This window comes from Streptomyces sp. NPDC037389 (genome assembly GCF_040636475.1).
GTDB lineage: Bacteria > Actinomycetota > Actinomycetes > Streptomycetales > Streptomycetaceae > Streptomyces > Streptomyces hesseae.
The window spans coordinates 188,602-210,131 of the sequence record NZ_JBEZUS010000001.1 but is presented as its reverse complement, the minus strand read 5'-3'; the positions used below and the strand labels follow the sequence as shown (position 1 = coordinate 210,131).

Sequence of the window (21,530 nt, the reverse complement as noted above, 5' to 3'; positions counted from 1 at the left end):
CGCATCTGACCGTCCGTTATGCGCTTCCCTAGGATTCCGGTCATGAGAAAGACCACGGGGGCCCCGCTCGACGACGACATGGCGCGGCACAAACCGCCGGGCAAGTTCGCCTTTCTGCCCTGGCTGCTGATGATTTCCGGTGATGTGCAGGACCTCGCCAAGGGGGCGTTCCCGCATCCCTGGCTGGGTGGCCTGGGCGTCGCCGCGTTCGCCGTCCTGTACACGACCACGGTGGTGCTCGGCCTGGACCGGGCGCGGCTGGGCACCCGGACGCCCCGGCTGCTGCTCCTGGGCGTGGCCGTGACCGCCTACTCGCTGTCGCTGGGATACGGCGGCGAATGGCTGATGTGCTTCCCCGTGCTGTCCCTGGCCGCCGGCATCGTGCTGCGCGGCGACCGGACGCTGGCCTTCGCGGTGCTGGGCATCGCCGCTTCGGCGGGGGTGATCGCCGGCTGGCACAGCGGCGCCGAGAACGCGATGATCACCGGCTACGGCTCCGTCATGTCCGGCATGGTGACCTCGGCGGTCCTGCGGCTCTTCGAGACCGTCGCCGAACTCCGCGAGACCCGCGAGGAGCTGGCCCGCTCGGCCGTGGAGCGCGAGCGGCTGCGCTTCTCCCGCGATCTCCACGACCTGCTGGGCCACACCATGTCCGTGATCGTGGTCAAGGCGGAGGCGGTGCGCCGGCTGGCCCCCCGGAACCTGGAGGCCGCCCTGGGCCAGGCCGCCGACATCGAGGCGGTGGGCCGGCAGGCCCTCACCGAGATCCGCGAGGCGGTGACCGGCTACCGCGAGGGCAGTCTCACCACCGAGCTCGACCGCGCCCGTTCGGTGCTCGACGCCTCCGGCATCACGGCCGACATACGCCAGTCGGGCCCGCCCCTGCCACCGCAGACGGCTGCGCTGCTGGGCTGGGTCGTCCGGGAGGGGGTCACCAACGTGGTCCGGCACAGCAGGGCGCAGCGGTGCGTGATCGAGGTCCGGGGCGCGGAGGACCGGGTTCATCTGGAGATCAGCGACGACGGGCGCGGCGTAGGGTCGGAGCCGGGCGAGTCGCCGGGGACCGCCCCGGGGTCGGGCGGCAACGGCCTGAAGGGCCTGGCCGAGCGGCTTGCCGCCGGCGGTGGCTCCCTGACGTCGGGCCCTGACGGGAAGCGTGGCTTCCGCCTGGCGGCGGAGCTTCCGGTGGACGAGAGCGACGGAGACGAAGAGGAGCGGGCCGCGTGAGCAGCGAGCTGATCAGGGTGCTTCTGGCGGAGGACCAGGGGATGATGCGCGGCGCGCTGGCGCTGCTGCTCGGCCTGGAGGACGACATCGAGATCGTCGCCCAGGTCGGCAACGGTGACGACATCGTCCCCAAGGCCCTTGAGGCGCGCCCCGACATCGCGCTGCTGGACATCGAACTCCCCGGCCGCAGCGGCCTCGACGCCGCCGCCGACCTGCGCACCCGGCTCCCGGGGTGCCGGGTGCTGATACTCACCACGTTCGGCCGTCCCGGCTATCTGCGGCGGGCGATGGAGGCGGGCGCGTCCGGCTTCCTGGTCAAGGACGGCCCGGTGGAGGACCTGGCGGCCGCGATCCGCCGCGTGCTGGCGGGCGAGCGCGTCATCGACCCGGCCCTGGCGGCGGCCGCGCTCAGCGCGGGGCCGAATCCGCTGACGCAGCGGGAGCGGGACGTTCTGTCCGCGGCGGTGGACGGGGCGACGGTCGCGGACATCGCGGCGAAGGTGCATTTGTCACCGGCGACGGTGCGGAACTATTTGTCGGCGGCGATCGGGAAGACACAGACGCGGAACCGGATGGAGGCGGTGCGGGCGGCACGCCGGAACGGGTGGCTGTGACCGGGGGCTCCGGCGGTGCGCACAGCACCGTGCGGCAGCATGGGGCACCGGACAACCGCCCCGCACAGTGAGGACCCGCCATGCCACCCACGCCCGACATACTCGCCGCCTTCGAGGCCGCGAAGGGATTCATGCCGGTGGACGAGGGCCTCGCCCTGTACGCCGCCGCGCGGGACGCGGCGCGGCTCGGGCTGCCGCTGCTGGAAGTGGGGACGTACTGCGGCCGTTCGACGATCCTCCTCGCCGACGCGGCCCGCGAAGGCGGCACCGTCGCGGTGACCGTCGACCACCATCGCGGCAGCGAGGAGCAGCAGCCCGGCTGGGAGTACCACGACGCGTCCGTCGTGGACCACGAGCCGGGCGTGGGGCGGATGGACACCCTGCCGACGTTCCGCAGGACGCTCTACAAGGCGGGCCTGGAGGACCACGTCATCGCCGTCGTCGGGCGGTCGCCGCAGGTGGCGAAGGTGTGGCAGGCGCCGGTCGGGCTGGTCTTCATCGACGGCGGGCACACGGACGAGCACGCCGACGCCGACTACGAGGGGTGGGCTCCGCATGTCGCGCCCGAGGGGCTGCTCGTCATCCACGACGTGTTCCCCGACCCCGCCGACGGCGGTCAGGCCCCGTACCGCGTGTATCTCCGGGCGCTCGCGTCCGGCGCGTTCACCGAGGTCTCCGTGACGCGCTCGCTGCGCGTACTGCGCCGTACGGGTCTCGGAAACTGAGCGGCGGCGCTAGCATCGCCCGCGTGTCCCACGGCAGTGTTTCCTCCATAGCCCGGCGTTTTGCCGCCGGGCCGGCAGTGGTGTTCCTGGCGGCCGGGCTGGCCGGGTGCGGCGGCGGTACGGTCGGCATGGGCGGCGGTGACGACGGGAAGAAGCCCGTGGCCGCCGCTTCGTCGTCCTCGCCGTCCTCGCCGTCCTCGTCCGCGAGCGCCGCGCCGCCGGCTCCACAGAGCGCGTCGCCCGTCGAGCCCAGGAGCTCCGCGCCCGCCCCCGCTCCTTCCGACGCCCCCGCCGCCGACGGGCCGCTGCGGGGCAAGGTCGTCGTGGTCGACCCCGGCCACAACATCCACAACGCCGAGCACTCCGCCGAGATCAACCGTCAGGTCGACATCGGCACCGGCAGCAAGGAGTGCGACACCACCGGCACCGAGACCAACTCCGGCTACGCGGAAGCCACCTTCAGCCTCGACGTCGCGCACCGGCTGCGCGCGATCCTCCAGTCGCGGGGCGCCAAGGTCGTGCTGACGCACGACGGCGACCGGCCGTACGGGCCGTGTGTCACCGAGCGCGCCGAGATCGGCAACAAGGCGCACGGGGATGCCGCCGTCTCCATCCACGCGGACGGCGCGGAACCCGGCCAGCGCGGCTTCCATGTGATCCTGCCCGCGAAGGTGCGCGGCGGCGCGGCGGACACCGCTCCCATCGTGGAGCCGTCGAAGGAGCTGGGGGCGCGCGTCGCGGGGAACTTCGTCAAGGTCACCGGCAGCGCGCCGTCCAATTACATCGGCCACGGCACCGGTCTCGACACCCGGGGGGATCTGGGCGGCCTCAATCTGTCGACGATTCCCAAGGTGTTCATCGAGTGCGGCAATATGCGCGACGCGCAGGACGCCGCTCTGCTCACCGACGGGGACTGGCGCGAAAAGGCGGCGCAGGGGATCGCGAACGGCATTACGGACTTCCTGCGCGGGTAAAGAGGACGAGGGGCGCGCGCCGCGCGCGCCCGGGTCGGTACGGACCGGTACGGGGCTCGTACGAGCAGGCCACGGGCGTGTCACGACGGTGATACGAAGAGGACGCCCGGGCCGCCCAGGCGATAGGTTCCCCTTACGATGGGTGGCCGCCACCCCCCGCGCCCTCGCGCTCCCGGCTGCTCACGTACCGGCGACACCGGCGACAGCGAACAATTTCCGACAGCACCGACAAGCACTGACAAAGGATTTTAGGTGAACATCCGCTCCCTCACTCGAGGCGACGGCGGGGTGATCGGAGCAGCGGTGTTGCTGTTCATCGCCTCGTTCCTCAGCTTCCGTTCGTACGACTGCGGGCAGGCGACGGTCGGCTGCCCCAAGGAGCCGATCGGCTGGAAGCCTGAACTCTTCCCCGTACTGCCGTCGATCTTCCTCGCCGGAATCATCGCCGCCGCTCTGATCGTCGCCGCCCGCTTCCAGCCGGAGGGGCGCAAGCTCATCGGCCTCAGCCTCGACCAGTGGGGCACCGCGTTCGCCGTGTTCGCCGCCTGGTCCTCGCTGTGGACGATCTTCGGTGGCCCGGACGTGGAGCAGATCTCGCCCGGTGCCGGCCAGATCCTGGCGCTGATCGCCAACATCCTGCTCGCGGCCGTCGCGGTGCTGACGCCGCGCACCCCCGCCCTCAAGGCGCCGCTGATGCCCGCCCCGCAGGCCGCGGCGCCCGCCCCGTACGGCGCGCAGCCGCCGCACGCGGGCTACGGCTACCCCGGCCCGGCGGCCGGTGCGCCGCAGCAGGGCGCTCCGTCCCCGTACGGCGCGCAGGCCACCATGCCGTTCGGCGGCCAGGCCGCCCAGCCGCAGCAGGGGCAGCCCGCGCAGGGTCAGCCGCAGCAGGCCCAGCCGGCCGCCGCGCAGCCCGCCCCCGCGCAGCCGGCGGCGCCCGCCGCCGACTTCGCCCCGTTCTGGTTCGCCGTCCCGGTGAACCGCCCGCTGTTCGCGGAGGACGGCTCCTCGAACCAGGTCGGCGAGCTCGCGCCCGGCACCTGGTACCTCGCGGTCGACCAGCGCGGTCCCGCGCTCGTCGCGCAGACGCAGGACGGCCGTCGCGGCCTGCTCCAGGACACGACGGGCATTCAGCGCGGCTGATTCCCGAAGTCCTGAGTTCGATGTGCACGGCCCGCCGGGTTCCACCCGGCGGGCCGTCGCGCGTTCGGGCTTGCGCGTTCGGCCTTGTGCGTTCGGCCTTGTCGCCGGGGCCGGGCGGGCCTAAAGTCCTTCGCCTGACGGTGCGTCAGAGGAGGACCCGAATGCGGCTAGGTCTCGCCCTCGGCTACTGGGGCCGCCACCCCGACCCCCGGCACGTGGAGCTCGCCCGGCACGCCGAGCGGCTCGGCTACCACTCCGTCTGGACCGCCGAATCCTGGGGCTCCGACGCCTTCACCCCACTGACGTGGATCGCCGCCCATACCCGGCGCATCCGGCTCGGCACCGCCGTCGCCCAGATGGCCGCCCGCTCCCCCGCCGCCACCGCGATGCACGCCCTGACCCTCGACCACCTCTCCGGCGGCCGGCTGCTCCTAGGGCTGGGGCTGTCGGGGCCACAGGTGGTGGAGGGCTGGTACGGGCGCCCGTTCCCGGACAGTCCGCTGACCGCGACCCGGGAGTATGTGGAGGTCGTCCGGCGGGTGCTGCGCCGTGAGGCGCCGGTGGTCCTCGACGGGCGCTACCACCCTCTCCCCTACCCGGGCCCCGGCGCGACCGGGCTCGGCAAGCCGCTGCGGTCCGTCACCCACCCCCTCCGCCCGGACCTGCCGGTCCTGCTGGGCGCCGAGGGGCCCCGCAACGTCGCCCAGACCGCGCGCATCGCGGACGGCTGGCTCCCCCTGTACTGGTCGCCGTCCCGGGTGGAGATGTACGCCGACGCCCTCGCCGAGGCGCCGAAGGGCTTCATGGTCGCCCCCATGGCCCAGGTGCGCGTCTGCGCGGCGGGGCAGCTCGCGGAGGGGCTGCGGCCGGTGAAGACCATGCTCGCCTTCTACATCGGCGGCATGGGCCACGCGTCCCACAACTTCCACGCCGCCCTGATGGGCCGGATGGGGTACGCGGAGGAGGCGCGCCGGGTCCAGCGGCTGTTCCTCGCCGGGCGGCGGGAGGAGGCGGTCGGGGCCGTGCCCGACGCCTTCGCCGACGAGATATCGCTGGTCGGCCCGCGCGAACGCATCGCCGAGCGGCTGGCGCTGTGGCGTACGGGCCCGGTCACCGACCTTCTGGTCATGGCCCCGGACCCGGACGCCCTCACCCTGCTCGCCGAGCTGAACTCCTGAGACCGGCGGCCTCGGCCTCCCCGGCGTCGGGCGCGGGCTTGCCCCTCCGGTGGAGCCAGGTGTCGAAGAGGCCGCTCAGGTCCTTGCCCGTCCTGCTCCCGCAGAGCCGGACGAAGGCCTTCGTGCCGGCGTTCCCGTAGCGGTGCTCCCGGACCCAGGCGCGGAGGATGCCGAAGAACTCGCGGTCCCCGACCGCTTCCCGGAGCTTCTGGAGAACCATCGCGCCCCGGCCGTAGACGGGCGGGTCGGTGAGGTGCCGCGGGGTGGGCGCGTCCGGCGGGAAGTCCCAGATGGTCCTGCCGCCGGGCCCCTTGCTGTTCGGGTCCTCGCCGTCGTAGTAGTCGGTGAAGATCTCCTGCGTCGTACGGCCGCCCCGTTTCTCCTCCCACAGCCATTCGGCGTAGGTGGCGAAGCCCTCGTTGAGCCAGATGTCCCGCCAGGTGCTCGGGGTGACCGCGTCGCCGAACCACTGGTGGGCCAGCTCGTGCACGACCGTGGTGTCGCTCGGGGCGCCCTGGTAGTACGGCTTGGTCTGGGTCTCCAGGGCGTAGCCCACCCGGGCGTTGTGGTCGACGACCCCGCCCGTCGAGGAGAAGGGGAACGGGCCGAACAGCCCGCTCTCCCACTCGACGACCTCGGGCAGCAGTTTCACCATGCCCGGCACGGCCGCGGCCTCCTCGGGGGCGGCGGCGATGTAGTAGGGCAGCCCGCCCGGCGTCCTGCCGGTCGTCACCTTGAACCGGCCGACGGCGACGGTCGCCAGATAGCTCGCCAGGGGCTCCGCGCTGTGCCAGACGAAGGCGGTCCGGGCGCCCGGCCTGCGCTCCGTCCGGGTGAGCTCGCCGTTGGCGACGGCCGTGTAGCCGTCGGGGACGGTGACGGTGATGTCGTAGGCGGCCTTGTCGGAGGGGTGGTGGTTGCCGGGGAACCAGGCCGTCGAGCCCGCCGGCTCGCCGAGGCCGGCCACGCCGTCGTCCGACCCCGAACGGACCCAGCCCTCGATCGAGCCGTCCGCGTCCGTGATCTCCTCCGGCCGGCCGTCGTACTCGACGACCGTCTCGAAGGCGGCGTCCTTACGCAGTGGCGCGGACGGGCGCACCGTCAGCTCGGTGCCGGAGCGCCGCGTCCGGGCCTGCTCTCCGTCCACGCGGGCGGCGCGGACGGTCAGGCCCGTCAGGTCGAGGTTGAAGGAGCTGAGGTCCTGTGTGGCGCGGGCGTTGATGACGGCGGTGGCCGCGAGGCGGTGGGCGGCGGGGTCGTAGTCGAGGGTGAGTCCGTAGTGACGGACGTGGTAGCCGCCGTTGCCGAGGCGGGGGAAGAGCGGGTCGCCCACACCCGGCGCGCCGGGGCGGGGGCCCTGCCCGCCGCCACCGCCGCCGACGCACGCGGTGGCGGCCAGCAGCGCCAGCAGCGCGGACACGACGGGCCGCCGCGCGGCACTCGCCGACGCGAGCGGGCGCCGCGCGCGGGGCAGCGCCCGGCGGCGCCATGGCCGCCTCGGACTCATCGACGGGGCCCCATCAGAAGGCGGTCCGCTCCAGCCAGTACTCCAGCACCGCGCGGTCGCCGACGACCTCCACCAGGCCGCTGTCGGCCGGGATCCGCCGGTAGAGGACCCGCAGGATCTCGGTCAGCGGGCCCCGCACGGCGACGTCCGCCTTCTCGTGCGCCCGGCGCCACTCGATGCTCTCGCCGCGGGCGTCGACGAACCATTCGGCGTTCAGCTCGGACGGGGTGTCCGTGGCGTGCAGGTGCAGCGTGCGGCCCTGCCCCAGCAGCTCCTTGAGCTCCGGCTTGAAGGACTGCGCGAACGGCGACGAGATGAGGGTCAGCCACTCGTCGAGGGTGTCCGCCGCGACGTCCTGGGCGACCGTGAACGGGGCACCGGCGGCGGAAGCGGCGTCGGCCCGGTGCATCACCGTCTCGTGCGTCATGCGACGGGCCCAGAACGACGCCTTCTGCTCCACCCCGAACGTCCACACCGGCGTCTCGGGCCCAGCCTCCCGCAGTGTCGCGGCCAGCTCCTCGGCGCCCTCCGCCAGCCATGCGTCGAGCCCGGCGGCGTCGAGGGTCTCGGCACCGGCCGTGGAGTCGGTGGAGAGATCCGGCTTGTAGTCGACGATCCGCTCCCGCACCAGTCCCGTCGCGTGGCGATGGGCGTTCCCGAGGTGCCGCCCGAGCTGGGCGACGGTCCAGTCGGGGCACGTCGGCACGACGGTGTCGAGGGCGACGCCACGCAGGGTGTCCCGCACCAGCCCGGTCTGGGCGAGGATCTCCGAACAGTAACGGTCATGGCTCAGAAGGGTCATGACGTCACCTTAGAGCGGGGGTACGACAACGCACAGGGTGCGTCGGTCCGTTCGGGCGCCTCACGCGCTCCCCTGGGCGTCAGCCCTTCTGGACCTCGGAGAACGACGGCACCTTGTCGGTGACCGGGGCGTCCGCGCTCTTGCCCGCGTCCTTGACGCTCTTGATGACGTTGTCGAAGTCGTTGATGTCGGCGTCCCCGGCCTCGCCCTTGCGGAGCTTGGTCCCCATCCCCTTGAGGGACTCGATGCCTGCGGTCACCGGGGCCAGGGCCTTGGTGAGCGTCGGGTCGCCCTTGGCGTTGTTGACGGCGGCCTTGAGGCGGTTGTACGCGAACGTACCGGCCAGGCCCGCCTTGATCAGTGAGCCGGTGCGACCATCGGCGCCCTTCTTGAAGGAACCGTTCCGGAAGGGCTTGACGATCCACTGGTAGGTGGCGCCGGCGGCGAGTCCCGCGTTGGCGACGAAGCGGGTCTTGGCGAACTTCTGGCGTTCCGCCGAGCTGGTGGCGGTGGGGGTGGCCTCCTCGGTGGCCTTCTTCCCGCTCTTCTCGCTCTTTCCGCCGCCGCAGGCCGTGCCGGTGAGGAGCAGACCGCAGGCCAGGAGCAGGGCGACGGCCGCCCGTCGGGCGCGTTGTGACACGGGTACCTCCCGGGGGTAGTGCCCCCAGGGTCGCCCAGCGCGTGCGGTTCCGCCACCGCACCGCGGGAGACGGGTGGTCAGCCGACGACCCGAGGTGGGCCGGCCGTGACGCGGCGGGCGGTGTCGCGAGGCCGGGGCGGCCGGTCCGCCGCCGGGGCATCGGGTGGCCGCGCCGCCGGTCGCGGCGGCGCGGGCGTGCCGGACCCGCCGCCCCGTCACCCGTCGCAGCAGTCGGGCTCCAGCCCCGAAGGCAGTCGCTCGCCGCCGAAGACCGCCGTCGTCGCCTCGTCGCCGCCGAGGGCGGCGACGGCGAGCAGCAGGGAGCCGGCCGTCCACGTCGTACGTTCCTCCGGCCAGACCGCCTTGTCCTCGAAGACGTAGCCCGTCCAGTACATGCCGTCCTCGGCGCGGAGGTGCTGGATCCACTGAAGGATGTCGACGGCGCGGTCGGACTCGCCCATCGCCCACAGGGCCAGCGCCAGTTCGCAGCTCTCGCCGCCGGTGACCCAGGGGTTGGGGACGACGCAGCGGACGCCCAGGCCGGGGACGACGAATTCGTCCCAGCGCTCCTCGATGCGCTCCTTGGCCGCCGAGCCGGTCAGGGCGCCGCCGAGGACCGGGTAGTACCAGTCCATGGAGTAGCGGCTCTTGTCGAGGAAGCGCTCCGGGTGGTGGCGTATGGCGTGGGCCAGCAGGCCCGCGGCCAGCTCCCAGTCCGGCTGCGGCTCCTCGCGGTGCTCGGCGATGGCGAGCGCGCAGCGCAGCGCCTGGTGGATGGAGGAGCTGCCGGTGAGGAGGGCGTCGGCGACGGGCGTGCCGTCGTCCTCGGCCTTCCAGCCGATCTGGCCGCCCGGCTGCTGGAGCCGGAGGACGAACTCGACGGCGGCGAAGACGGTCGGCCACATCCGGTCGAGGAAGGCGTCGTCGCCGGTGGAGAGGTAGTGGTGCCAGACGCCCACGGCGACGTAGGCGACGAAGTTCGTCTCGCGGGAGCGGTCGACGGGCCGTGCGGCGTCGCCGTCGGCGTAGGAGGCGTACCAGGAGCCGTCGGGGTTCTGGTGGCCGGCGAGCCAGCGGTAGGCGGCCTCGGCGCGGGAGTGCTCGCCCGCGGCGTCCAGGGCCATGGCGGCCTCGACGTGGTCCCAGGGGTCGAGGTGGTGGCCGGTGAACCACGGTATGGCGCCGTCCGGGCGCTGGACGGCGGCGATACCGGCGACGGTGCGGGCCGCCTCCTCGACGGTGAGGACGCCGGGCAGAACGAGGCGTTCGGTGCGGCCGGGGCCGCTGAAGGCGGTCACTTGGCGGCGTCCTCGGGCAGGTGCGGCTTGGTCGCGTAGGCGACGAAGCTCTTGCCGATGACGGGGTTGAGGAGCTGCTCGGCGACGCGCGTGGCGGCGGGCTTCTTCATGATGTCCCAGACCAGCAGCTTGTGGTACGCGCGGACGGGCAGCGCCTTGTCGTTGTCGACGCCGAAGGCGCACTTGAGCCACCAGTACGGGCTGTGGAGGCCGTGGGCGTGGTGGGTGCCGTAGGGCTTGAGGCCGGCCTCCGCCATCTTGCGGAGGAGTTCGTCGGCCTTGTAGATGCGGATGTGGCCGCCCTCGACCTCGTGGTACGCGTCGCTGAGCGCCCAGCAGACCTTCTCCGGGCCGTAGCGGGGCACGGTGACGGCTATCCGGCCGCCGGGCTTGAGGACGCGCACCATCTCGGCGAGCACGCCCTTGTCGTCCGGGATGTGCTCCATGACCTCGGAGATGATGACGACGTCGAAGCTCGCGTCGGGGAAGGGCAGGGCGAGGGCGTCGCCCTCCATGGCGATGGCGGTGGCGCCCGCCGGAGCCTCCCCGGCCTCCTTCATGGCGGCGAACCACTTGTTGACCTCGCGGATCTCGTCCCCGTTGCGGTCGAGGGCGACGACCCGGGCACCGCGCCGGTAGCACTCGAAGGCGTGGCGGCCGGCGCCGCAGCCGAGGTCCAGGACGCGGTCGCCTGCGGCGAGCGGAAAGCGGGAGAAATCGACGGTCAGCACGGGGTGTTCACTTTCTCGTGGGTTAGGCACCGCCGAGCACGTTGACGGTGGTTGCGCACCATTGCGGCGGGAGAGGTGCCCCCGACCGGCGTCATCCGGCGGTGCCCGGCCGGCCTGCGGTCACCCCGGCCCGCGCGATCGCCTCCCGGTAGTGCTCGGCCGTGCCGATCGCCGCCTGGCGCCAGGTGAATTTGGCCAGGACGCGCTCCCGCCCCGCCGCCCCCAGGCGCCGCCGCAGGTCCGCGTCGTCGAGGAGCCGGGAGAGGCCGGCGGCCAGGGCGCCCGCGTCGCCGGGCGGCACCGCGAGGCAGGTCTCGCCGTCGGGGCCGGCGACCTCGGGGATCGCTCCCCCGGTCGTGGCCACCAGCGGAGTGCCCGTGGCCATGGCCTCGGCGGCCGGCAGCGAGAACCCCTCGTACAGGGACGGAACGCACGCGACCTGCGCCGAGCGGACGAGGTCGACGAGCTCCTCGTCCGTGATGCCCTTGACGAACTCGACGGCGCCCTCCAGGCCGTGGCGCCGGATCGCCGCCGCCACGGGCCCGTCCTCGGCGCGCTTGCCGACGACGACCAGGTGGGCGTCCGGCTGCCGCGTACGGACCGTGGCGAGCGCCTCGATCAGATGGACCAGGCCCTTGAGCGGGACGTCCGCGCTCGACGTCGTGACGATCCGGCCGGGCACCTCGGCGACGGCCGGGTCCGGCGAGAAGAGGTCGGTGTCGGCGCCGATGTGGACGACGTGGACCCGGCCCGGACGCACTCCGAGGTGGTCGACGATCTCCTGGCGGGAGGAGCCGGAGACGGTGAGCACGGACGGCAGCCGCCTGGCGACACGTTTCTGCATGCGGGTGAACGCGTACCAGCGGCGTACGGACGCCCGGCGCTTCCAGTCCTTCGCGGCGTCCAGCTCCAGCTGCCGGTCGACGGTGATGGGGTGGTGGACGGTGGTGACGAGCGGGGCGCCCAGCGCGCCGGGGCCGCCCAGGAGCCCGTAGCCGAGGGTCTGGTTGTCGTGGACCACGTCGAAGTCGCCTCGGCGGGCCGCGAGATGGCGGCGGGCGCGCAGCGAGAAGGTCAGCGGCTCGGGGAAGCGCCCGGCCCACATGGTGCCGACCTCCAGGAGGTCGATCCAGTCGCGGTACTCCTCGCGGCGCGGGGTGCGGAAGGGGTCCGGCTGCCGGTAGAGGTCGAGGCTGGGGAGCTCGGTGAGCGGCACGCCCTCGTCGAGGACGGGGTAGGGCTGGGCGCCGATGACCTCGACGGAGTGGCCGAGACGGGCGAGCTCGCGGGAGAGGTGACGGACGTAGACGCCCTGGCCGCCGCAGAAGGGGTTGCCCTTGTAGGTGAGCATCGCGATGCGCAACGGCGATTCGCCGCGCGCGGGGTCGTCCCCGGCCGGGAGGCTGCTGCGGGCTCGCGTGACCGATGCCTCCGTGGCCTCAGCGGTCACTCCGGCCTCCTTCTCGCTGGCTGTTCCGCCGGAGCGTAACGGGTCGCGCTAATCTAGAACAAGTTTCAGACTGGGTCGTCAGAAGCTTGAATCTACCGGGATGTCAGGGGTCCGAAAGAGCGCCGCCGGGTGATTCGCGCCACGACCCGACCCCTGTCATGCTGTGCCGTCCAAGGCCCCCCGGGTGCCGCCGGACGGAGTGTTGCACGACACGATGAAACGGGACATATGACTACGGAATCCAGGACGACGGAATCCATGTCGGCCGTGCCGCCCCTCGTGTCCACGACGGCCCCCGCCACCCCCGACGGCTCCGGGGCCCCCGCCTTGACGGCCCGTCAGGCCGCCCGGCGCCGCCGGATCCTCCAGGCCACCACCCACCTGGCGAGCCGCGGCGGCTTCGACGCCGTCCAGATGCGGGAGGTCGCCGAGTCCTCGGGCGTCGCCCTCGGCACGCTCTACCGCTACTTCCCCTCCAAGGTCCATCTGCTGGTCGCCACCATGCGCGACCAGCTGGAGCAGCTCCACACCACGCTGCGCGAGCGCCCCCCGACGGAGGAGGACCCGGCCGCGCGCGTCGCCCAGACCCTGATGCGGGCGTTCCGCGCGATGCAGCGCGAACCGCATCTGGCCGACGCCATGGTGCGCGCCCTGACCTTCGCCGACCGGTCGGTGAGCGCCGAGGTGGACACGGTCTCCCGGCTGACCACCACGATCATCCTGGACGCCATGGGCCCGGCGGCCCCACCCACCCCGGCCCAGCTGTCGGCCGTCCGCGTCATCGAGCACACCTGGCACTCGGCGCTGATCACCTGGCTGTCGGGGCGGGCGTCCATCGCGCAGGTGAAGATCGACATCGAGACGGTCTGCCGGCTCATCGCCCGATAGCCGACGCCGGTGCCACCCCCGACGCCAACGCCGGTGAGCGTCGCGCCAGGCGTATGCCGCTCGCAGTTGAGGCGGGTCCGGTCGGCTTCCTACGCCCTTACGCCCCCCGGGTAGCGGGTAACTGCACCCGGAGCGGTGGCTCGCGCCGGTATGAATTTACCGACGTGTCCGAGGCGTTTCGCTACACGGAGCGGGAGAGGCAGACCGTGATACGGGTCCTTCTGATACACGACACCTATCTGCTGCGCATGGCGCTGGCGGCACTCCTCGGCAGAGAGCCGGACCTCGAGGTGTCCTCGACCTCCTGGCGGGGCGCCGCCACAGCGGCCCGGACGACGCGGCCCGATGTGTGCGTGGCCGACATGGACAGCCCGGACGCGGGCGAGTGCGTGAGCCTCCGGCCGACGGACGTCCGGCCTGGAGGTGCCCGGCCGACGGACGTCCGGGCGGGGGGCGTCCAGCCGGGGGAGGGACGATGTCCGGAAGGCGGCGCCGAACGGGCCGCCGGGCGGACGAACGGGGTCGCGGGCGCCCGGCCCGGCGACGGCCGGCCCGGCGACGGCCGGCCCGCGCTGCTGGCGCTGACGACCGCCGGGCGGCCCGGCCCACTGCGTCGCGCCTATGAGGCGGGCGCCCTGGGCTACCTCAGCAAAAACGCTTCTCCTGACCGGCTCGTCGAGGGCATACGGCATGTCGCGAAGGGCGAGCGCTACATCGACGAGACCCTCGGCTTCGGCTTCCTCCAGGCGGCCGAGATCCCCCTGACCCGGCGGGAGCTGAGCGTGCTCTCACTCGCCGCCGAGGGCGCCTCCGTCGGTGAGATCGCGCGCAGCCTCCACCTGTCGAACGGAACCGTGCGCAACTACATGGCCGCCATCACCCGCAAGACCGGGGCCCGCAACCGGGTGGACGCGATCCGCATCTCGCGCGGCGCCGGCTGGGTGTGAGGAACGCTGTCCACCGCCCATCAGATCCCGGTACAGCGCCGAACGCGCCATGAGCTCCCGGTGCGTACCGGCGACCGTGCCGGGGCCGTCCATGACCAGCACGCGATCCGCACGCCGGGCCGAGCCCGCGCGGTGGGCGACGACCACGAGGGTGCCGCCGGGGCGCGCCGCGAAGGCGCCCTCGGCGCGCGCCTCGGCGGCGGGGTCCAGATGGCAGGCCGCCTCGTCCAGCAGCGCCACGGGGGCCGGCGAGAGGTACGCGCGGACCAGCGCGATCAGTTGCCGCTCCCCCGCCGAGAGCTCGTCCGGCGTCACCGGGGCGTCCAGCCCGCCCAGCCTCCGCACGAGCGCGTCCGCGCCGACGGCCTCGACGGCGGCCAGCACCTCGCGCTCGCTCACGGGGTCGTCGCGCAGATAGCGCAGGTTGTCGCCGACGGTGCCGGAGAAGACGTACGCCTCCTGCGGGATGAGCACGCGCCGCGCCGCCGCCCCCTCGGCGCGCGCCGCGGCGCCGCCCACCCGTACCTCGCCGGACGACGGCTCCAGCAGCCCCGCGATCAGGCCCGCCAGCGTGGACTTGCCCACGCCGCTCGGCCCGACGACGACCAGCCGCGCGCCGGGCGGGAGGGTGAGGTCGAGGTCGCGGACGACGGGCTCGGCGTGGGCGCCGTAGCCGAAGGTGACGCGGCGCAGCTCGACGGCGGGGCCGTCGTCCGTGGAGGGCGCGGGGACCGGGGCCGGGACCGGGGTTGGAGCCGGGACCGGGCCCGCCGTCAGCCTGCGGACGACCACGGCCAGCCGTGAACCGCTCGCGCCCAGCCCGTGGATGAGGCTCTGGAGCGCGGGCAGCAGCGACTGCGTCAGATACGCCAGCGCGCCGACGAGCGCGCCCGGCGTCACCCCCCGGTCCAGCAGCCAGGGCGTCGCGACGAGCAGCGGCACGACGGGGAAGCGGCCCGCGAGGGCCAGGGCCGCCGCCCTCGCCACGGACCAGCGGGCGAGGTCCGTCGAGGCGCGCAGCTCGGCGTCGACGAGCGCGCCCGTATCCGTCCGTACGCGCGCCTCGCCGCCCCCCGCGGCGATGTCGCGCAGGGCGGCGGATGCCTCGCCGTACGACTGCGCCAGCGCCTCGTCCGCGACCAGGAACGCCTCCTGGCGGCGGGCCAGCGGCCGCAGCGTCACGAGGAACAGCCCGAGGCCGAGGAGGAGCGGCGGTACGACGACGGCGAGGAGGACGGGCGCCAGCAGGAACAGGCCCGCCAGGGCTCCGGCGGCCGTGAAGACGAACGAACGCGTCACCATCACGAGTCCGGCGAACGTGTCGCGGGCGATCTCCACTTGGTGGGTGAGCCGCGAGACGGCGGCGGCGTCGCCGTCGCCCAGGGCGCGGGTCACGACGCGGCGGACGAGCGCGTCCCGGAAGGGCTCCACGAGCGCGGCCACGCCCCGGAAGGTGCGCCCGGTGCCGTAGGCGCCGACGACGACGGCGACCGCGGCGGCCGCGAGCCAGGCCAGGCCGGTGGCCGGACGGCCGGCCAGGAAGCCGGTGTCGAGGGCGCGGGCGAGGGCGTAGCCGGTGGTGAGGGTGTGGGCGGCCTCTACGGCGGACCAGGCGGCGAGGGTGACGAGGACGCTGCGCTGCTGTGACAGGTGGGTCAGGAGGGGATGGTTCGGCACCGCCGGGTACCTCCGATTCGGTTGCGCGCCGTGGCGGCGGGATTGGGCCCCGGTCCCGCCCTTTCACCGTTTCCTGGGGTGAGGCCCCAGCCCCCGGGGGCCCGAGGGCTCCGCCCCGGGCCGAGCCCTGCTCGCCCGGGCAGGGGCAGGGGCTGCGCCCTGCCCGGGGCCCTGCCCGGGCGGGGGCGAAGCCCCTCGCCCGCCTCGGGGGGCTGGGGGCTTGCCCACCAGGAAACGGTGAAAGGGCGGGGTTGGGGCCCCACCACGGGTGGCCGGCTACCGCGCACCGAACACCACCCGGTACCCCGGCAGCCGCCACAGCTCCGCGTGCGTCCCGACCGCCCGCACCCGCCCCCCGTCCAGCCAGGCGACGCAGTCGGCTCGTTCCGCCGTCGCGACCCGGTGGGCGACGATCAGTCGTGTACGGGCGGCGACGGCGTGGAGCAGCGCGTCGCTCACCCTCGACTCCGTGACCGAGTCGAGGCTCGACGTGGCGTCGTCCAGGATCAGCAGCCGGCCCGCGTGGGCGAAGGCGCGGGCGAGGCCGAGGCGTTGGGCCTCGCCCCCGGAGAGGGGGGCGGCCGCGCACGCCGTGTCGTAGCCGTCGGGCAGCCGCCGTACGAAGTCGTCCGCGCACGCCGCGCGGGCGGCGTGGACGACGGCCTCGGGCGGGGGCGCGAAAGAGCCGAAGGCGAGCGTCCCGCCGATCGTGCCGCCGAGCAGCGCGGGCCGGGCGAAGGCGTAGCCGACCTGGCGGCGCAGTTCGTCGTGGGCGAGCTCGCGCAACGGGACGCCGTCGAGGGTGATCTCGCCCGCGTCGGGGTCGGCGAGGCGCCCGGCCAGTTCGGCGAGGACGGACTTGCCCGTGCCGGAGAGGCCGACGACGGCCGTCGTCGAGCCGCCCGGTACGACGAGGTCCACCCCGCGCAGTACCGCCCGCCCGCCGCGCTCGGCGCCCACGCCGCGCAGCCGGAGCGTGCCGTCGCCGTCGGCGGGCAGCCGCCGGGTTCCGTGGACGGTCGGCGGCAGGGCGTGGACCTCGGCCAGGCGGCGCGCGGCGGTACGGCCGTGGACCAGCGCCCCCAGGTGCCCGACGAGCATGCCGACGCCCGTCGCGAGGACCGCGTAGCGGGAGGCCGCCAGCAGGTCGCCGACGCTCAGCCCGCCCCGCGACAGCTCCAGTCCGGCGACGGCGAGGACGGCGATCTGGAGCAGCGGCACCAGGGCCGTCGCCTGGGCGGAGGAGCGGCCCTGCACCCGCCACATGCGGTGGCCGTGGCGGGACAGGCCGGGGAGGGGTTCGAGGACGCGGTCCCGTTCGCGGGCGGCCGTACCGGCGGCGGCGATGGTCCGGGCGCCGCCGACGGCCTCCATCAGCCGCCCGGCGAGCTCGCCCTGCAGCCGCTGGTAGCCGGCGAGGCTGTCGGTGGAGGCGCGGGTGAACGCCCGTAGCAGCAGCGCGAGCAGCGGCGCGCCCGCGAGGAACACCAGGGCGAGCCACGGGTCGAGGAGGGCGAGCGCGGCGATGCCGCCGATCGGGCCGACGACGGCGGTGACGGTACCGGCAACGGTCGCGGGCGCCGTGCCGGCCTGGGCGGCGTTGCCGACGAGACGGGCGACGAGGTCGCCCGGCGTCATCCGGGCCGTGGCCCGGGGGCCCGCCGCGAGGGCGTGGCCCAGCGCGGTGCGGCGCAGCCGGGCGGTGGTGCGGGCGGTGGTGGTGGCGGTGAGGTACTCGCCGAGCGCGTCGAGGGCGGCGGGGACGCAGACGAGGGCGGCGCAGAGGAGGACCCAGCGGGTGCCTTCTCGTTTCGCCAGCAGCAGGTCGAGGGTGTGCCCGAGCACGGCGGGCAGCAGCAGGGCCGCGCCCGTGCTCGCGACGGCGATCAGGACGAGGGCGGCCGTACGGGGCGCGGCGGCGCGGATCGCGGCGAGGAGGAGGCGGTCGCCGCCATCGCGTGGGACGGACGTCAGGGTCATGCGGTCCTCGCATCCGTGGTCCGGCCAACAGGCCGGGTGGGCCCTCCCCTGGCGGGGAGGGCCCACCCTGAGCGGTCACCCGCGAGCGTGGGTCACAGGCACAGCAGCACGCTGGCCGTGCTGATGCACGAGAGCAGGCTCACCGTGCTGTTCCCGCCATCGCCGTGGCCGCCGCCGTGGCTGTCGGACTCCATGCTCTGAAGGTCGAGAAGCGCCATGGTTCTGATTCCTTTCATGGGGACGGAACTGAACGGTTGGAACAGATGGAACCGGTGGAGCGGTTGGTCACGACTCCACGACGAGGCGGAGCCGGCTCTTGGGCCCCTTCGGGGGCGGGAGGAAGGGCAGACGGGCCACGCCCCGGACGGACCCGAGCGCGAGCAGACAGCCCGCAGTACCCGTCGCGAGGTCCATCGACAGCCGCATCATCTGGCTGCCGGGGAAGGCCAGTTCGCCCTGGTAGGGGATGCCGTACCAGCCCAGGGCGGCCACCTGCGCCGCGAGGTCCGCCGGAGCGGCGCCCGGCGCGGTGGTGCGGCCGAGGTGCCAGATCATTCCGGCGCGGCCCTGGAAGAGGCCGGGGTGGGCGTAGAAGCGGGACCGGGCGGCGGTGAGGATGGCGGCGCGGGCCTCGGCGAGGTCCTCGTCCGGGTCGGGGACGTGGGCGAGGTAGTCGTCCAGGACGGCGCCGATGCCGACGCTGCCGTCGCCGAGGTAGGGCATGGTCCGCCAGCCCTCGTTCACGTCGAGGGCACCGTTGGCCGTGCGGACGCAGCGCGCGAGGTCGGCGCGCAGGGCCGTGCCGGCGAGGTCGAGGAGGGCGGGGGCGCCGGTGCGTTCGTAGAGCCGGAGGAAGAGCAGGGCGGAGCCCGTGGCGCCGCGCATCAGTCCGGCGCGCTGCTTCCCGTCGTCGGCGGAGAGCCTCTCGGCGAGCCGGTCGGCGAGCAATTGCGCCGCCTCCACCGCCCGTTCGTGGAAGTGCCGCTCGCCGGTGGTGCGGGCGAGGTGGTCGAGGTGGAGGCCGATGCCGGCGAGCCCGCCGCGCAGGGCGGAGGTGAGCTTCTGCCACTTCTCGCCGAGGAGGGTGGCGGTGAGGTCGAGGGCGCGCTGGGTGTGGCCGAGGCGGTCGAGGGCGTGGGCGACGCCCGCGAGTCCGTCGTAGAGGCCGAGCGGGGTGCCGGGCGGCGTCGCACCGGGGTCGGTGTGCGCGAGCAGCCAGCGTTCGCCCTGCTCGTAGCGGTCGGCGCCGGTCTCGGCGAGGGCGTACAGGACGCCGGCGGCGCCGTGGGCGAGGCCGAGGCCGCCGCCCTCGGAGAACTGGGCGATGTCCCCGGGGAAGAGCCGGTCGTCGCGCTCGGGGGTGGCGGAGGCGAGGATGGCGCGGACCATGGAGTCACGGGCGGCGGGCCAGTCGTCCGTGGCGGGGAGGACGGCGGGCGCGGCCGGTACGGACCCGGCGGACACGGGCCCGGCGAAGGCGGGACCGGACGGAGCGGCATCCAGCGCTTCCCTCGTGATCTCGGCGACGGCCTCGTCGAGGAACTCCCTCGGTACGGCGGGGAAGTGCTCGGCGATGATGTCGGCGAGGTGCGCGGCCTTGGCCCGGTCGATGACGAAGAGCGTGGTGACGGGCAGGAACAGCGCGATCCGCAGGCAGGCGAGGGCGTAGCGGTCGACGTCGGTGCCGGTGCGGTCCGGCGGGGCGAAGAAGCCGGGGTGGGCGACGATCTGCCGGCCGCCCTCGGCGGCGGGCGCGGCGGCCTCGAAGTCGATCAGGGTGACGGACTCCTCGTCGGGCCCGACCATGATGTTGAACATGTGGAGGTCGTTGAAGACCACGCCCCGGTCGTGGACGGCCGCGACGGCCCGTTCCACGGCCCGGTGGATCCGCAGTGCCCAGTCGGTGTAGCCGGCGACGGCCACCGGGTCGGGGTCGGCGGCGAGCAGTGGGTGGCGTTCGCCGAAGAAGGAGTTGAGGGGGCGGCCCTCGATGAAATCCATGACGAGGAAGCGGTGTTCGCCGATGGTGAGCCAGTCGCGGACGCCGGGGGCGACGCCGAGGCCGGCGAGCCGGTCGAGGGCGTCCTTCTCGCGCTCCAGCCGGGTGATGGCGTCGGCGCCGTCGGCGGCGAGCCCGGCGTGCGGGCGGGCCTCCTTGAGGACGACCTGCGAGCCGTCGCGGGTGTCGGTGCCCCGGTAGACGCCGCCGCCGTTGGAGAAGTGCAGGGCCTTCTCGATGCGGTAGGGCAGGTCGGCGACGGTGGTCGCGTTGCGGGCGGCCAGGTGGGGCTCCAGGAACGCGGGCAGGGTCACCCAGGCGGGCACCTGGAAGGCGGGGTCGCGCGGGTCGGGGACGAGCGTGCCGTCCGCGTCCTCGATCGCGGGGACGAGGCTGCCGCGCGCGTCGACGCAGTAGCGGCGGGCGAACGCGCCGTAGCGCACGTACAGCGGCCCGTCGTGCCAGCGCAGATCGGTGAGGATGTACGGGCCCGGGCGGCCGCCGAGGATCTCCTCCAGCCCGGTGAGGACGGTGCGCAGGCTCTCCTCGTCGGCGGGGTAGATCGTGACGAACTTTCCGCTGGCGTCCCGGGGCGCGTACTTGTTGTTGCGGAGATGCAGCAGATGGGGCGCGGGGACGAACTTGAACGGGATGCCGCGGGGGACGCAGTAGTCCCAGACGTCGGCGGCGGTCTTGTCGGCGCCGTCGGCCGTGGCCGACACATGGATCTTCCAGCCCTGCGCGGGCTGCCCGGGGAGCGGATCGCCGCCCGCGCCGAGGGGCGCGAGGTGGAGCCAGTCGCCGTTGCGGCCGCTCGTCCAGCCCTCGGGCACGGGACGCCGGGAGGTTTCGAACAGAGCGTCCTCGGCCCGGCCTCCCGCCGGGCGGGACAGCCGGTCCGGGATCTCGTAGAAGTGCCTGTCGGCCAGGCAGTAGACCTCGTACCGCTTTTCCATCGGCCCCCCTCAGCTGCGACGGGAAGAGATTTCCACGCCACGGGGGGCCGGGACAGTCGCATCTGTCATGAACGTGCTGTGCGGAACGCATGCGTAAACATATGTACGGACCAGGGCGAACACAGGTCAGCCCGGGTGGCGGGGCCCGCTCCGGCGCGGCCCGCTCCGGGGGCGCGCGCCGTGCGCCGCCGCTCCGCGGCTGTCCGGAATCCGCCGGGCGCGTGGGGTGTACGCCGAGGCCGCGTCGACCGGCTGCCATGGCCCGGCCCGGGGCGGGGCGGGGCGGGGCGAGGGCCCTTCCGGCCGGGCGGCCGGAAGGCCGCGCGAAGCGCGTCTCACCGCTGCGCGGCTCGGGGCCCGGTGGAGGCGGGCTTTGGGTACACCTCTCCCGCCCCACCGCCCTCAGGACTGCGCGTGGCAGCGAAACCCTCCCCCCGGTGGGGCTTTTGGGGCCCTTCTCGCGGAGGATCGCGCTGTCTTACGCCGAGGCGGCAGCCGGGCCCTTGTGAGGGATCTCCACGCAGTGCCGCGCCCACGCGCTGCGGTACGAGGCCGCGTGCCCGGAGTGGCCGTGCACCTCCGCCTGCCCGACGGCGCTCCGGTAACGGGCGCAGACACCGCACTCCTCCCGGGTCGGCCAGGCGAGCGGGCCGCTGGTGTGGGGTACGGGGGGTGCGGCGGGCAGGCCGGGAAAGAGCCGGGGGCGGACCGCCAGGTCCGGCTCCGGCAAGGCTCGCTCATGGCGGATCGCTTCCCCTGCGCGCCCTCCGCGACCCGCCAGGCGCAGAAGGCGG

At 74.1% G+C, this 21,530-nt stretch carries 18 protein-coding genes and 1 pseudogene; 8 read left to right on the top strand and 11 right to left on the bottom strand.

Annotation, left to right across the window (positions count from 1 at the left end; genetic code table 11):
* Window positions 1-42: 42 nt before the first annotated feature.
* From AB0E98_RS01045 to AB0E98_RS01020, 6 genes are all read left to right on the top strand, one after another.
* A complete protein-coding gene (locus AB0E98_RS01045) occupies window positions 43-1,227 on the top strand; it encodes a histidine kinase (protein WP_361697198.1) in 1,185 nt (394 codons plus the stop codon).
* Window positions 1,228-1,235: 8 nt separating this feature from the next.
* Window positions 1,236-1,841, top strand: coding sequence for a response regulator transcription factor (locus tag AB0E98_RS01040; protein ID WP_361698104.1), 606 nt, complete (start codon window positions 1,236-1,238; stop codon window positions 1,839-1,841).
* 80 nt (window positions 1,842-1,921) lie between these two features.
* Window positions 1,922-2,566, top strand: coding sequence for a class I SAM-dependent methyltransferase (locus AB0E98_RS01035; RefSeq protein WP_361697196.1), 645 nt, complete (start codon window positions 1,922-1,924; stop codon window positions 2,564-2,566).
* 23 nt (window positions 2,567-2,589) lie between these two features.
* On the top strand, window positions 2,590-3,540 hold the full coding sequence (locus tag AB0E98_RS01030) for an N-acetylmuramoyl-L-alanine amidase (protein WP_361697194.1): 951 nt from the start codon (window positions 2,590-2,592) through the stop codon (window positions 3,538-3,540).
* A 252-nt stretch (window positions 3,541-3,792) separates the two neighbouring features.
* Window positions 3,793-4,683: a hypothetical protein gene (locus tag AB0E98_RS01025; RefSeq protein ID WP_361697192.1), complete on the top strand. Its 891-nt coding sequence runs from the start codon at window positions 3,793-3,795 to the stop codon at window positions 4,681-4,683.
* 161 nt (window positions 4,684-4,844) lie between these two features.
* Window positions 4,845-5,861, top strand: a complete 1,017-nt coding sequence (locus AB0E98_RS01020; protein ID WP_361697190.1) for an LLM class F420-dependent oxidoreductase — start codon at window positions 4,845-4,847, stop codon at window positions 5,859-5,861.
* Here AB0E98_RS01020 and AB0E98_RS01015 read toward each other — a convergent pair.
* The 6 genes from AB0E98_RS01015 to AB0E98_RS00990 all read right to left on the bottom strand — a co-directional run bounded on the left by AB0E98_RS01015 (window position 5,833) and on the right by AB0E98_RS00990 (window position 12,190).
* Window positions 5,833-7,368 carry a M1 family metallopeptidase gene (locus AB0E98_RS01015; protein WP_361697188.1) on the bottom strand — a complete coding sequence of 512 codons (1,536 nt, stop codon included), beginning with the start codon at window positions 7,366-7,368 and terminating at the stop codon, window positions 5,833-5,835. The genes AB0E98_RS01020 and AB0E98_RS01015 overlap by 29 nt on opposite strands.
* A 13-nt stretch (window positions 7,369-7,381) precedes the next feature.
* A complete protein-coding gene (locus AB0E98_RS01010) occupies window positions 7,382-8,170 on the bottom strand; it encodes a maleylpyruvate isomerase family mycothiol-dependent enzyme (RefSeq protein WP_361697186.1) in 789 nt (262 codons plus the stop codon).
* A gap of 79 nt (window positions 8,171-8,249) precedes the next feature.
* Window positions 8,250-8,810: a hypothetical protein gene (locus AB0E98_RS01005; protein WP_361697184.1), complete on the bottom strand. Its 561-nt coding sequence runs from the start codon at window positions 8,808-8,810 to the stop codon at window positions 8,250-8,252.
* A 215-nt stretch (window positions 8,811-9,025) separates the two neighbouring features.
* The gene (locus tag AB0E98_RS01000; RefSeq protein ID WP_361697182.1) at window positions 9,026-10,108 is read right to left on the bottom strand and encodes a prenyltransferase; all 1,083 of its coding nucleotides are present in this window, start codon (window positions 10,106-10,108) and stop codon (window positions 9,026-9,028) included.
* Window positions 10,105-10,839: a class I SAM-dependent methyltransferase gene (locus tag AB0E98_RS00995; RefSeq protein WP_361697180.1), complete on the bottom strand. Its 735-nt coding sequence runs from the start codon at window positions 10,837-10,839 to the stop codon at window positions 10,105-10,107. Before AB0E98_RS00995 ends, AB0E98_RS01000 begins: the two co-directional genes overlap by 4 nt.
* A gap of 91 nt (window positions 10,840-10,930) precedes the next feature.
* Window positions 10,931-12,190 carry a glycosyltransferase family 4 protein gene (locus tag AB0E98_RS00990; protein WP_361698102.1) on the bottom strand — a complete coding sequence of 420 codons (1,260 nt, stop codon included), beginning with the start codon at window positions 12,188-12,190 and terminating at the stop codon, window positions 10,931-10,933.
* Window positions 12,191-12,547: 357 nt separating this feature from the next.
* Here AB0E98_RS00990 and AB0E98_RS00985 point away from each other — a divergent pair, with 357 nt between their 5' ends.
* Both AB0E98_RS00985 and AB0E98_RS00980 read left to right on the top strand, forming a co-directional pair.
* Window positions 12,548-13,177, top strand: coding sequence for a TetR family transcriptional regulator (locus AB0E98_RS00985; RefSeq protein ID WP_361698100.1), 630 nt, complete (start codon window positions 12,548-12,550; stop codon window positions 13,175-13,177).
* A 164-nt stretch (window positions 13,178-13,341) separates the two neighbouring features.
* Window positions 13,342-14,124: a DNA-binding response regulator gene (locus AB0E98_RS00980; RefSeq protein WP_361697178.1), complete on the top strand. Its 783-nt coding sequence runs from the start codon at window positions 13,342-13,344 to the stop codon at window positions 14,122-14,124.
* Window positions 14,125-14,355: 231 nt separating this feature from the next.
* On the opposite strand, the pseudogene AB0E98_RS00975 reads toward AB0E98_RS00980, so the two are convergent.
* From AB0E98_RS00975 to AB0E98_RS00955, 5 genes and pseudogenes are all read right to left on the bottom strand, one after another.
* Window positions 14,356-15,426 (bottom strand): annotated as a pseudogene (locus tag AB0E98_RS00975) (ABC transporter ATP-binding protein); the annotation flags it as partial.
* 651 nt (window positions 15,427-16,077) lie between these two features.
* Complete coding sequence (locus tag AB0E98_RS00970; protein WP_361697176.1) at window positions 16,078-17,781, bottom strand: ABC transporter ATP-binding protein; 1,704 nt, start codon at window positions 17,779-17,781, stop codon at window positions 16,078-16,080.
* Window positions 17,782-17,873: 92 nt separating this feature from the next.
* The gene (locus AB0E98_RS00965; protein ID WP_361697174.1) at window positions 17,874-17,999 is read right to left on the bottom strand and encodes a SapB/AmfS family lanthipeptide; all 126 of its coding nucleotides are present in this window, start codon (window positions 17,997-17,999) and stop codon (window positions 17,874-17,876) included.
* A gap of 67 nt (window positions 18,000-18,066) precedes the next feature.
* Window positions 18,067-20,736 carry a class III lanthionine synthetase LanKC gene (lanKC, locus tag AB0E98_RS00960; protein ID WP_361697172.1) on the bottom strand — a complete coding sequence of 890 codons (2,670 nt, stop codon included), beginning with the start codon at window positions 20,734-20,736 and terminating at the stop codon, window positions 18,067-18,069.
* Window positions 20,737-21,214: 478 nt separating this feature from the next.
* Window positions 21,215-21,466, bottom strand: coding sequence for a hypothetical protein (locus tag AB0E98_RS00955; protein WP_361697170.1), 252 nt, complete (start codon window positions 21,464-21,466; stop codon window positions 21,215-21,217).
* Window positions 21,467-21,530 lie beyond the last annotated feature (64 nt).